Origin of the sequence: Methylobacter sp. S3L5C (genome assembly GCF_022788635.1) — a bacterium.
Taxonomy (GTDB): Bacteria; Pseudomonadota; Gammaproteobacteria; order Methylococcales; family Methylomonadaceae; genus Methylobacter_C.
On record NZ_CP076024.1, the window covers coordinates 3359680 to 3372655 of the forward strand.

General features: G+C 46.1%; 11 protein-coding genes and 1 pseudogene. 1 reads left to right on the forward strand and 11 read right to left on the reverse strand.

Translation table 11 applies throughout. The features are described from left to right. Positions 1-105: 105 nt before the first annotated feature. The 5 genes from KKZ03_RS15075 to KKZ03_RS15095 are packed head-to-tail and all read right to left on the reverse strand — an operon-like array spanning position 106 to position 7563. Positions 106-5094 (reverse strand): PilC/PilY family type IV pilus protein, encoded by a 4989-nt coding sequence (locus tag KKZ03_RS15075; protein WP_243217628.1) that lies wholly within the window; start codon positions 5092-5094, stop codon positions 106-108. 29 nt (positions 5095-5123) lie between these two features. Continuing rightward, positions 5124-5762: a PilX N-terminal domain-containing pilus assembly protein gene (locus KKZ03_RS15080; protein ID WP_243217629.1), complete on the reverse strand. Its 639-nt coding sequence runs from the start codon at positions 5760-5762 to the stop codon at positions 5124-5126. A gap of 13 nt (positions 5763-5775) precedes the next feature. Beyond that, positions 5776-6519: a PilW family protein gene (locus tag KKZ03_RS15085; RefSeq protein ID WP_243217630.1), complete on the reverse strand. Its 744-nt coding sequence runs from the start codon at positions 6517-6519 to the stop codon at positions 5776-5778. Then, on the reverse strand, positions 6516-7013 hold the full coding sequence (gene pilV / locus KKZ03_RS15090) for a type IV pilus modification protein PilV (RefSeq protein WP_243217631.1): 498 nt from the start codon (positions 7011-7013) through the stop codon (positions 6516-6518). The genes KKZ03_RS15085 and pilV overlap by 4 nt, the downstream gene beginning before the upstream one ends. Then, positions 6970-7563 carry a GspH/FimT family pseudopilin gene (locus KKZ03_RS15095; protein ID WP_243217632.1) on the reverse strand — a complete coding sequence of 198 codons (594 nt, stop codon included), beginning with the start codon at positions 7561-7563 and terminating at the stop codon, positions 6970-6972. Before KKZ03_RS15095 ends, pilV begins: the two co-directional genes overlap by 44 nt. 490 nt (positions 7564-8053) lie before the next feature. On the opposite strand from KKZ03_RS15095, the pseudogene KKZ03_RS15100 reads away from it, so the two are divergent. Beyond that, positions 8054-8206, forward strand: a pseudogene (locus KKZ03_RS15100) (IS630 family transposase); the annotation flags it as partial. Between the two features lie 261 nt (positions 8207-8467). Here KKZ03_RS15100 and KKZ03_RS15105 read toward each other — a convergent pair. The 6 genes from KKZ03_RS15105 to KKZ03_RS15130 all read right to left on the reverse strand — a co-directional run bounded on the left by KKZ03_RS15105 (position 8468) and on the right by KKZ03_RS15130 (position 12943). Beyond that, a complete protein-coding gene (locus KKZ03_RS15105) occupies positions 8468-8983 on the reverse strand; it encodes a phosphatidylglycerophosphatase A (RefSeq protein ID WP_243217633.1) in 516 nt (171 codons plus the stop codon). After that, on the reverse strand, positions 8967-9914 hold the full coding sequence (gene thiL, locus KKZ03_RS15110) for a thiamine-phosphate kinase (RefSeq protein ID WP_243217634.1): 948 nt from the start codon (positions 9912-9914) through the stop codon (positions 8967-8969). The genes KKZ03_RS15105 and thiL overlap by 17 nt, the downstream gene beginning before the upstream one ends. Positions 9915-10086: 172 nt before the next feature. Continuing rightward, on the reverse strand, positions 10087-10527 hold the full coding sequence (gene nusB, locus KKZ03_RS15115; protein WP_243217635.1) for a transcription antitermination factor NusB: 441 nt from the start codon (positions 10525-10527) through the stop codon (positions 10087-10089). Then, positions 10527-11003 carry a 6,7-dimethyl-8-ribityllumazine synthase gene (gene ribE / locus KKZ03_RS15120; protein WP_243217636.1) on the reverse strand — a complete coding sequence of 159 codons (477 nt, stop codon included), beginning with the start codon at positions 11001-11003 and terminating at the stop codon, positions 10527-10529. The genes nusB and ribE overlap by 1 nt, the downstream gene beginning before the upstream one ends. A 180-nt stretch (positions 11004-11183) precedes the next feature. Then, on the reverse strand, positions 11184-12287 hold the full coding sequence (gene ribBA / locus KKZ03_RS15125) for a bifunctional 3,4-dihydroxy-2-butanone-4-phosphate synthase/GTP cyclohydrolase II (protein ID WP_243217637.1): 1104 nt from the start codon (positions 12285-12287) through the stop codon (positions 11184-11186). Further along, complete coding sequence (locus tag KKZ03_RS15130; RefSeq protein WP_243217638.1) at positions 12287-12943, reverse strand: riboflavin synthase; 657 nt, start codon at positions 12941-12943, stop codon at positions 12287-12289. Before KKZ03_RS15130 ends, ribBA begins: the two co-directional genes overlap by 1 nt. Positions 12944-12976 lie beyond the last annotated feature (33 nt).

Below are 12976 nucleotides of genomic sequence, written 5' to 3' on the forward strand. Positions count from 1 at the left end.
AACTATTGTTTGCCAATGTAATTATGGAAAAACCAGTACTGAAAATAGCTTAAACATTACCATTCAAATTATTTCATACACATTCATAACTTGACAATGCCCTCTCTATTGCAAGAGCTCACGCCAACTGAGACGACCTTTGGAGCTACTACCGAAATTAATTGGAATTGGCTTCAGATCGCCAGAAGTAAGAGATGAAACACCGACACCGATATTACTTGAATCTACACTGGACAGGTTTTGGATGAAAGTTGTCCCTCCTAGTGCCGCTCCAACTTGAAAGCCTCCCACGTTAATGTCGGAGCTACTGAAAGTGCCGCTACCACCGGTGATGAAGATGGGACGGGAAAGCAGGCCGCCATTCAAATAGTCCAGGGACATTAACCAGCCCGTACCTGGAGAACAGATCGTAGCGGATGGGATTAAGGTATTGAAAAATATTACTTGATTAATAATCCTTGGTATCCCTGTAGCGCGTTCGCCGGCACTGGGCATATCCAAATACCAACCCATGTGAGTAGGCGAACAAGTAGGTGTGCAATTTGCGGTGGCACTAACAGCAGGTGGAGCCGGTCGCCAATTAATTGCGGTATTAGTGGGAATGCGGAAATTTCCACCGGCTAATGCTGACTCGGTCACCGTCTGCGGAAGCAAATCTGCAGCACGTGAACCCAGAGGTGTCCCGGTGACAATATGCCGATCCCATACACCATAGAAAGTTTGGGTTTGGGAATTGGTTTTATCGGCTGGTTCAAGATACTTGCCGGTGCCAAACAGGATCATCTGCCCGCCACTGGGATGCAATGTTACTTCTGGCGGCCAAATAATAGGCTGAGCCAGTCCGCCGCTGTCTGTTGCGGTAAAAAGTGAGGCACCGGAAAAGGCCACTTTCCAGGTTGTATCGGAGCTGGTAACGGTCGCATCGCTGTTATTGGGCCCCACTAGGAACTTCCACATATTGCCTTTTAAATCACCCGCGTAGACGGTATCAACGTAGCCATCACTGTTAGTGTCAAAAGGTACGGGCGTGGAAAGTCCATTGTCCAATCCTGCCGGTGTATCAGCTACGAGCTTTATAAAATCGCCCGTACTCCAACCGCCCACACCATCATTAATGAAAAGTATATACAGCACCGCCTTGCCCAGACTGCTGTTGTAACCATTTCCAACGATAACCGCCCACTTGCCGTTTGCCATTCTTATAATTTGTTTGGCTTGTCCTGTTGCTGAACTTGCTGATGGCAAATTATAGGCATAGCCCATATCAGCATCATCTACGTCATTAAACTCCCAGAGCAGAATATCAGCTGCGTTGCTTTCATTGAAAAGGGAAGGGTCTGAGATATCCAGCGCATAAAAGCCTTTGCCGCCAGCCGCCATAGCGCCTACCAATACCGTATGCCAGTTCGAACTGGTCATATCAACATCGCCGATCATTGGCGAACCATCAACAAAATAAAGATGATTCTGATTGTAAGTCAAGGCACTTAGCTTACTAAGGTTCGGAAATACACCCGCAGGGACATAAGCTAAAACTTCATTACCCGAAGTGGTTGTGGGCACACCGGCAGCGATAGTCGTCGTGTCAATTGAGGCATCAAAACCGTGTAGCATGCCGTCATTACCACCGGTATAAACGACAGGCTTACGGGTCATTTTGCCGCGCCGAAAGGCGCTGTAACCAGGATAGTCGATATCCGAGAAACCTGCCGAAGGAACACCAACATACCAGGGATTGGAATTGACGATGTCACCTAATTTGGTGGTACTGCGTTGGCGAAATTTACTGATTACACTACCGGAAGCGCAGACAAATGTTCCGTTTGCCGCTTCGTTGGTTGAATCACCACGAAGATAGGCGACCCGCTCCAAACCGCAATTTTCCGTCACGCCTGCCGCATTTTTATCCAGTAAATTTTGCTGTGTTCCAGCCGTTGTGGTGGGCCCGGTAAGGTTTGCATAGGCAAATGCCACGCCATCCCCTATAGCCCCTTTTGTTATAATGATGCGCCCGGTAGTCAGAATCTGTGCATTGATCTTGACGCCGGCATCCCATTCGGCTGTGCCGTTGAGCACTCCAGTGGCACTAAGCTGGTAAGACAGCAATTGTCCATTCCAGTCCAGACTGTTGTATCTGGCCTGATAGACGCGGCTTTGGGTCTTCAGGCTCGTAGAGTTGGTCGCTACCGCTGAAGCTGAGCTGTCGCGGGCTAGAATTTCGGTAAAAGCCCGATCTAATTGCTCCTTAAGCTTACTGGCATTGGTAACCAGAAAATAACTGTCAGGCACGCCGTCAGCGCCATCGCGGCTATCCCATTCCGTTGCATCGAGCAGGTTATTATCATTGCTGTCGATAAAGCCGCCCCACTTGGCGGCATACCATAAGGGGTCATGCGCAACAAAGGTAGCCGAAGTATTGGTGCCAACCGAAAAATTGCGCGTAATGGTGGTAGGCAGAGCCGCACCGCTCCGGCTATGCGGCGTATCCAGATAATAATCCACATCGCTTCCTGCCGCCGTGTCTGGATCCCTGACTTCCAGGTAAATGCCATCCGCAGATGTGCCGGAGATAACGTAACCCATGTGCTGAATACAGCCACCTGCTGCGTAAGTTGAAGACACCTTGATATCCAGTGTATTATCGGCTTTTGCCGTCAACTCGTATTCCGCGATAGCATCCATATCATGATCCGAACCGTATTCGGAATCTTCGTAATTGATTCTAAACTTGGCTTTAGGCAAACCGCTATTGACCGTCACGTCGATATTGGTCGAATCGGTGTTGGTGATGGTATCCACATAGAAATCGACAATGGTATTGGTCGGCTGATAGTGTCCTTGAGCAGCCGAAACACTGCCACAACCGCCTACGGTTTTAGCGAAGGGCACTAAGGTGATGTTCTGTCCGTTCAATAGAAAGGCAATGCGTGGTAATGGTGATGCAAGGGCAACACTGAAGATGTCGGCTTTCTGATTGCCGCTGGCGGTGGCATTTAAGTCAGTCGTTTTACCGAACAGGCCGATACTGGCTGCATAATAGCCACCCCGTTGCGTAGGTTCTTCTGGAGAAAGTCCGCGCATAGTGCCGAAGCTGGTGACATTTTTAGCCGTAGGCGCACCATCATAATTTGCACCTGATTGTCCGATAAACAGGGATTTGTCCGCGCCATATTCGCCATTCCAAATGGTTTGTGCAAGGGTATCAACGTTTAACCCGGTCATGTCTCCAGTAAATGCATTGAAATAACTGCCCGGTAACTGATCGGTATCGAAATTGGGATTAATATCACTAATCACGAATAGTGAGGGCCTTGAGCATACCGGATAGCCGCCGGTTGTCGACCGGTAAGGATCCAGCCATGCTGGCAGAGGTAAGCCAAGACTGGTGTCATCTGGGCTGCTACTGGTAATGGAGAAATTTGAAGTTGGTGCAGCTTTCCCTGCAAAATAACGTAGTCCTTCATACATGATTTCCGCAGTGGGATTACCCCACATCCGGCAGCGCCCTTCCGCCAAAGGGCCACCTACCTCAGGCACAGTGCAGTTTTGGTCGTAGGAATAGCCGCTGCCAAAACCGATGATTTTCAAGGCATCAATCGTCTTGATAATACCGTTGGTGTTGGTAAATTGGCCGGTAGCCGGATTAATCTCATCAGTCAGGGACGAAATGTTTTTTCGCAGTACGCCACCTGATTCGTTTTTTGTGTAAGTACCGGTTATCAAACCAAACGCCATCCGATCATTTTCCCCATACTGCTGCAATATGCCCGCAGGTTTGTAAACCGTCGTGCTGTTGGCTGGATAGCCCCGGCATTCACTTTCCAGCAGACTGGAGACACAGGCATCAACGCGGACGACATAATCAGTCATGGTGGAGGTGGGGGCTGTCCTTTGCCACCAAAGTTGATAACCATCACCACCGCCCGCTTCCTGCATACGGTAAAGAACGGTATGAATCCCTGCAGTAAGGTTGATAGTGCCAGTGTGGCTCGTACAATTACAAAAACCATGCGCACCATAGTAGCTGGCTACCACGGTACCGTCAATAATGACTTCCTGCGCATCATCACCATCCACTGCAAAGGTAAAGCTCCCCCCCATACTTGCAGGAATAACTAAATTACCGCTGATTAATGTCAAATAATTATCTTGTGCCCCGCTAGCTGTTGAGTTTACATTACAATTACCATTACTACTGTTACAGTCGATATTTGAAGCGGAAGTGCTGCCAAACAATTTCGAACTGTTCCCGTAAGTGCTAACCAGGGCATTAAAATCGCTGTGACTATTGGGATAATTTGCACCATAACCGATTGTATTGTATGTCGTAACTGTCAAATTGGTGAAATAGCTGGCAGGGATTTTTTCCCAATAAGTGCTGCCGGCCACCGCGCAATTCGATCTGACATTATTACCGGTAGCGCATTGCGTGCCAGCTACGGGACGTTCGATGGATAACCATTCCCATACCCTGAAAGCGGTGTTTTGCAAAACCCTTAGCAGCGGATCGGTGGTGTTCAACAGCGTCGTATTGGCGAATAAATGATGGGTGCCTGAAGTGGGCTGCGCCAGCGGCGTATACAGTGCAATATCGTAGCCATCAATCACCTCACTGGTATATTCCTTGCCCCAGCTATGGGCGTCTTGAGGAATAAAAGACCGTTCCAGTACAGTGGCAGTCGCATCATCAATGTAGCGCTTGCCACCATAGAGCACTCGCCGCAAAGCATCCATCCGTGACGTAGTTAAATAATTCAGATAATCACCGCTCCATGCCCCACTGCATTGCTTGTTAACTGTGACAACAGTGGGGGTGAACTTGCCAGAACCATAACTGTAGCACTTATACGAATCGAAATAGCCGAAATAAGTGATGGCAGGTTTGTAGCGGATATCGAGTATGCTATCACCATTGATGTCAGAAGCGTCGTTATAGGCCTCATAATAAAGCTTATGATCACGCTCCATAGTTAACATGACCAGCGGTGTGCCACTCTCACTTAGATAAAGCGGGCTCTGTGAGAGATTTAATGCGATCGTAGACGCTGGCAAAAACCCCAATAGGGTAATAAGCAGAATACGTTTTGCGTTCATGGTTGACTCCGGATGAGTAGCAGTTTTTATTATTGCTTATAAACCACTTGTAACCAGACGACCGTGTTAGGGCTAATTCCTTGAGCGCGGACGGTGATGCGGTAGTAAGTGTAAGCACTGGTCGTGTAACCTTCAATAACATAACGCGGTTGCGCGGAAAGCCCTGCGATCGCTAAGGCTCCGGTAAATTTTCCGTAGGCGACACTTGGCGTTGTGGTCATGTCAATAGTGAGTGCGGCATAGGAAGTGCCGGCAGTTGTTGTGAAGGCGGGCCAGCTTATGGATGTGCCCGTATAAGATGATGGCGCCCCCCATTTTCGGTCACAAAGACCATCATCATAGGTATTAGCCAAGTTATCCATATTACAATTATCGTAGAAGTCAGTAATTCCAGAAATGGTTGGGCTCCTGGGGTTTGTTCCAATACCTCGAATATCTTGTTCTGCATCGCGTATCGCTGACTCTGCTGCTTGAAAAGCGATGTTTTGATCTCGCAGGTTACCGGCCATTTTCTCTTCCAGCGAGGTAGTTTGTATACTGGATGCGCCTATCAGCATCATCAGCAGCAGCATAATTAAACTGATAATCAGGACGGCACCGGATTGATGCGCTGTTTTGTTGCAGAAGAGCTTGTCTGGTTGGACTGATAATGAGGATTTATTGTTCATAAAGACCTCTGGGCTATCGTAGCCGATTACGCAAAGCAATAGTCGAAGTGAAAACCCGTCTGATTTTACGGTTTGTTGGCGTGGTCGTTGTGCCATTATAGGTATAGGGCTGAGGCTGTGTGGTCAAATTATCATCAAGAGTTGTTGCCAACAGACTGATACGGATACTAACGACTTGATTCATGTTAGTTACACTACTTGCCGGAACATAATAATTAGGCGTTCCATAACCGGTGGTTCCATCTGAATCAGTGTCCACGCCGTATAAAAACTGCATATTTTCTATGCCTTCAATCAAGTCGTTATTCTGACCATTAGTATTCTGTTGTAAAACGCCGGTATTTATCTTGTAAGTGATTACTGAGCTGTTGCCAGTGTAGTAAGCAGCCGATGTGTTTACTGGAGTTCCACATGTCCCGGTTGGCGTCAGAACGAATGCGCCTTTTAGAGTTATGGTATCGGTACCGTTATCTATACTATCTCCGCTAACGGCATTGTTATCTGTTCCAGCAATATCAGTGTTTGGGCTATTTGGACTAAGACAGCCCCAGTAACCCGCCATGCGAATATCCTTAGCTAAAAAATCCAGTGAAAACCGGCCATTTTCCTGTAATCTGGACAAATTTTGCTGCATCCGGTAAGTCTGTTTACTGCTTATAAAAATCTGTAGTACCCCCCCTATCAAAAACGCACCTATCAATAAGGCAATCATAATTTCTATCAGGGACAAACCGGATTGATAGGGTTTAGTTTTCATAATTGAAAGCGTGTTTGGAAATTGGGGTCATTGCTATCAGTGTTGCCGTCCCGGTTATCATCCCAATTAATCGATACAGTATAAACTCCGGTTGCAATGGCTACAGTGCCTACACCGCCAGGTAAAGCGGAGGCCACTGCGAGATTCCATTGATAAAGATCATTTTCTGCCATCTCAACTGGACTACAACCGGTTGAGGTCAAGCAATTGGCATTTGCATTGGCCGAGCTTGGAGAAATGGATGTATAGGTGACTTTTCCAGCGATATTGGCACGCATTCTTTCCGCCAAGTCATAGCTAAGTTGCGTGGCCTGACTTCGGGTGTAGGCACTCTGATTGTTTCTAAGACTGGTTGCTTGCAAGCCAGCCAATCCCAGTAAACCGACCGCCAATACCACCATGGCTATCAGGACTTCGATGAGAGTAAATCCGGCGCTTTTATTCATGACTCTAAAATGGCGAGTCAGTACAAGAGACAATTTCAGTACCGTCATCTTTTTCAGGAATTCCATTATTGTCTATATCAAGACCTATATGCACTCTTCCTGAAAAATTAACGGTCAGTAGCTTTGAGGTATCTTTTTCGGGCAAGTTATTATTATCACTATTATCGCAAAGAACAAAACTACCTATATTATTACTGGTTCCGTCGGGTTGATAGCGTATAAAATTGATGAAATTATTATTACCTCTTAGGGTATAAGAGTCGGGAAGCGCCGAATAAACTCTTAGTACAAGATCGCCGGCATCAGGCGCATTTTGTTTTGCTAAAGTAGATCGATCAATATCAACGAATACTTGCCAACCATCCTCCCAATCGGTTCCGGTTTTTCTTACAACAACATGCTGCCCCCGCTTTACCGCCTCACTACGTGCCAAATTTAAAGCGGTTACTAATTCGTTAACATAAGTCGTCAAGCGGTTGCTGGAGATAATGGAGGTAAAGCTGGGGATAGCCAGGCCTAAAAGTATGCCAGCGATAGAGATGGTCACCATCAATTCCATCAAGGTATAACCTGAGATCGATTCTGGTTGGTTGTGCATGATATTGTTATTTCCCCGTTGCCGTTTTTTATGACCATTATGGTAATAATGGTTAGCTATCAGAGTTTATTTTAAAGCGGGCTAATTTCTTTCTTGAGACGCTGGTATAACAACGCTGCGGAACCGGGTTTGCAAACCCGTCCCAAACATTAGGTACTGCCACTGCCGTATTGATCGACGGAAACTGGAGCTCCCAAGTCTGTATTCCCAAGCCGGAGCTTGGAAATGACATAACTTGGCAAATAATAATCCCCTTACTTGAATAGCTCAAGAGTTTAAATGATTACTTGCCTTAAACACGCAGGTCGAAGCGTCACCATAGCCGATAACTCCACGGTATTTAAGTCTGTCTTACTGATTCGATACAAAATCGCATCCCGAATGGTATACTAAAAATATACCTAATCAAGGGAAAAAACACTCATGTCAGCCAAAATACAAACCAGCTTGCGCATTGATGCCGGGATGTATGTGCAAGAACAAACCTGGAGATAGACGTATTCCTGACCAAGAAACATTAAAGATGGAAATCGCGGCATGGCAAGAAAAAAGAAATGCTATTGCCCGCCCTATGGAATGGCGATTCACCACTGAGGATGCACGGATAAAACTGAAGAAACTTTATCCAACATTATCAGATTGACTGAGTACTAGGCGGAGACCCCCTACTTATCTACCAGACTGATGCGCAACACGTTTACCTGACGCGGTTAGGTAATCACGCCCAACTTTTCAAAAGTATGTGAGCTACTTAGGGACGTGGTTTGCAACCTCTTCCTTAACGTTTTGGCAATGCCACGGCCCCATTGCTCGACGGGAAGCTGGAGCTTCCAAGACCACATTCGCAAACTGGACAATGGAGGTCATGCTTTGCCTGACCTCCACGAGCAAAAAAGGAGTAGCTTTAGTTAAACCAACCTTGATTAACCGCTAAAAGCAATAATGCACCGGCAAATATTCCGGCCAGAACGTCATCAATCATGATGCCAAACCCGCCTTCGACATGCCTGTCTAACCATTTAATCGGCCACGGTTTTAGAATATCGAAAAATCTGAACAGGATAAATCCGGCGATGATGGTTTGCCAGGTAAGAGGAACCAACCACATGGTTATCAGGAAACCGGCAATTTCATCCCAAACGATACCGCCAAAATCATGTTCGCCTAATTTTTCTGCTGCATTTCCACAGATCCACACACCGACGACAGTTACGACTACAGTCAACAGACTATAAATAAGACAATCGGCTTGGGCAAACAACCAATAAACGGGAATTGCGGCCAAAGTACCCATTGTGCCCGGTGCTTTTTTTACCAACCCGGAACCAAAGCCAAAAGCCAGAAACAATATCGGATCAGACAGAATTTGCCTGGGTGTCAGTTTATTTTTACCGTAGCAGGTATCAAGAAAAATGCTCATAACTTTTACTATTAAAGGGTTGGATAGCACCTGATTTACGCAAACGCAAACCGGGAGTTGATTCAATAACGCCAATCTTTGTACAATTGATGGTTAATTGAGATGCTTTTTCCGGGCTTACCGTGAAGCACAATTCATAGTCATCGCCAGCGGTCAGCGGCATAGTCCAGTCTCCGGTAGCATTTATATAAGCCAATACCGCATCGGACAGTGGCAAAGCTTCCCAATCAAGACAAGCACCGACATTGCTTTGCTCCAAAATATGGCCTAAATCACCAGCAAGACCATCTGATACATCAATACAGGCATTGGCAATATCGAGTAATGCCTGCCCTGCTTCTATTTGCGGATTCGGCTGATTAAAGCGTTGCTGTGATGCCTGTGGATCATCGCAGTGATAGCCTTGTTTGATTTTCAAGCCTAACCCGGCATCACCTAGTGACCCGGTGAGATATACAAAATCACCCGGTTTTGCACTTGAGCGCAGTAGCGCTTTGCCTTTTGGCACAAAACCCATCGCCTGAACCGTTAGCGTTAACGGACCTAATGTGGTATCGCCGCCAATCAAATCCACTGAATAATGCTCGGCAAGATTTAAAAAGCCTTTAGAAAAAGCCGTTAACCAGTTTTCGTCGACACGGGGTAACGTTAACGCCAGTGTCACAGAAACAGGCTTTGCGCCCATACCGGCCAGATCACTTAAATTAACGGCCAGTAATTTATGCCCCAGTTGTTCAGGATCGGTTCTCGCAAAAAAATGGACATTTTCAACCATGGTATCGGTAGTCACTGCCAACTCATACCCCTCCGGCAATGACAATAGGGCACAATCATCACCGATACCCAAGCGTGTTGATGGATTAATAACCCGCTGCTTGGTAAAGAAACGTTGGATTAAGGAAAATTCGGAAATTGGGGGATTATGGTTCAAGGTTCAAGGTTCAAGGTTCAAGGTTCAAGGTTCAAGATTCAAGGTTCAAAGAACGATGCCGGTCGGGATTTGCAACCCGGACTAAAACGTTTAAAGATATCAATAGCTTTTAAATCGTGAGTAACGGGGTTACAAACCCCGCCACGCTTCATTTAAAACTGGTTAAAGCTTTTTACCTTGGGCTTTGCGCCCTACTCCTAATTTCTACCGTTCTTTTTTGCTGAGCCACTTTATCCAATATGCCGTTAACATATTTATGACTGCCATCAGCACCAAAGTACTTGGCCAGATTAATGCCTTCATTTAAAACGACGCGATAAGGCATATCCAATCGATTCATTAATTCATAGACACCAATTCTTAAAATAGCTCTTTCAACAGGATCAATCATATCGACCGGACGATCGACAAATTCAGCCAAGGCTTCATCTATGGCAGCCAAATTTTTAGGCACACCGTGAAACAGCTCGGTAAAATAGCTTTTTTGAACATCTTTCAGACGCTCTTCTTCGATAAATTGTCGCTCGATTTCAACCAGACTCTGCCCTGTCATTTGCCATTGATATAATGCCTGGACAGCCGCTTTACGGGCATTAGTACGCGTTGAACTCATCAGGCTTCCAGGTTATTAAATAAATTCACCATTTCAATGGCTGACATTGCTGCTTCCGCGCCCTTATTACCTGCTTTTGTGCCGGCACGTTCTATCGCCTGCTCAATTGAGTCAACGGTTAAAACGCCAAAACTAACCGGGATATTATATTGCAGGGAAACCTGTGCCAAGCCTTTTACACATTCACCGGCAACATATTCAAAATGTGGCGTACCACCACGAATGACTGCGCCAACGGCGATAATCGCATCATATTTTTTGATTGCGGCAATGCGCTGCACTACCATCGGCAACTCAAATGCACCGGGCGCTTTAACCAGATGAATATCGGCTTTATCGGCACCATGACGAACCAGTGTATCTATGGCACCGGCTTCTAATTGCTCAACGATAAAACTGTTAAAACGGGACGCTACGATACAAAATTTACCGCCCTGTGCCAATAAATTTCCTTCAAACGTTTTTATTGCTGACATGCTTTTTCTCTAATTAAATTACAAAATTCTGTTAACTAAAACAACACCATAAAATGGTGTTATCGCTTGACTTAGCCTAAGCCAAGCATTGTTGTGATCACTATTGATCCGGCTAAGCCACTCTATTGACCGATAAACTACAACGCGTCAATTTCCAAGAGGGTATTGCCGATTGGCAATTCAGGCTACATGCTCAGACACTTCCAAATCATACCCGGATAAGCCAACATATTTTTTCTGGGCGCCCAGTACTTTTAATTTATGTACGCCCAAGTCGGCCAGTATTCTTGCACCGGTTCCGGTCAGTCGCCAATGTTCTGCAGCTGGCGCGTTAACCGTGCTGAGTACACCGTTATCTTCCAACTGATAGCGATGAATTAATTCTGCCAGTGCTTTATTATCTTCACTTTGCCTGATTACCACCAAAACGCCGCGACCTTCCTCGGCAATTTTTTGCATGGCGGTTCGAATTGAAACGCTGGAGTCATTTCGTTTTGATGAAAATATATCATCCAGTAAATTACGGGCATGAACGCGAACTAAAACCGGCTCGTCACCCGAGACCTTGCCCATAACCAAAGCCAGATGCAGATTATTATCGTTCTGGTCTTGATAAGCATAGAGACGAAAATCACCAAATTCCGTGGGATACACACATTCACTAATGCGTTCCAGCGTGTTTTCATGCTGAATACGATAATGAATCAAATCAGCGATAGTACCCATCTTAAGATTATGTTGCTTGGCAAATACCTCCAAATCCGGTCGTCTCGCCATGGTACCGTCTTCATTAAGGATTTCTACTATAACAGCAGAAGGGTCGACACCCGCCAGTTTAGCCAGATCACAACCCGCTTCGGTGTGTCCGGCACGGCGCAGTACGCCACCAGGATTGGCCATTAAAGGGAATATATGCCCGGGCTGTACCAAATCATCTGCCGTGGCATTGGGTGCCACAGCACTTTGAACCGTTCGGGCACGATCAGCAGCAGAAATACCGGTGGTCACACCAACTGCCGCTTCAATAGAAACGGTAAAATTGGTCGAATGTGCGGTTTTATTCTCATTAACCATCAACGGTAAACGTAACTGCTGACAACGCTCACTGGTTAAGGTTAAACAAATCAAGCCACGTCCGTAACGGGCCATAAAATTAATATCTTCCGGTCGCGTAAAAGCGGCAGCCATTAACAGGTCGCCCTCATTTTCACGATCTTCATCATCCATAATGATGACCATTTTTCCTAACCGTAAATCGTCTATAATTTCTTCAATTGTATTCATTAGCCAAAAAACCCACTCTTTTGCAATAATTCTTCTGTAATGCCACCCTGATCATAAGCTGCTGACTTGCCTTGCATTAATCGCTCCATATAACGCGCCAGTAAATCTACTTCAAGATTAACCTCAGTACCAACTGTCGCTGAACCCAGCGTCGTATCTTTCAGTGTGTACGGTACGATATTAACACTGAATTGAGCACCCTTAACCTCGTTGACTGTCAAACTAATACCGTTGATACAGATAGAGCCTTTTTCAGCGATATATTTAGCCAGATTATCAGGGGCTTTAACGGTAAAGCGATACGAATTTCCATCCGCTTTTTTTTCTGTCACTTTACCGATACCGTCAACATGCCCGCTAACAATATGCCCACCCATCCGGGTTGACGGCGTTAAAGCCAGCTCCAGATTAACAGGCGTACCCACCGTTGCGGTATTTAAAATGCTTCTTGACAAGGTTTCATTGGAAACATCGGCACAAAAATAATGCGCTCCCAACTCCACTGCCGTTAAACAAACGCCGTTAACAGCGATACTGTCACCCAGCACCACATCTGTTAGTGATAACTTGCCGGTGTCTATCTTAAGCTGGCAAGCCCCTGCCCGACGACCGATTGCTGCTATTTTACCTACGGCTAAAATAATACCTGTAAACATTAGGCCTCTGTGTCATTTAGGGCGCATGCCATG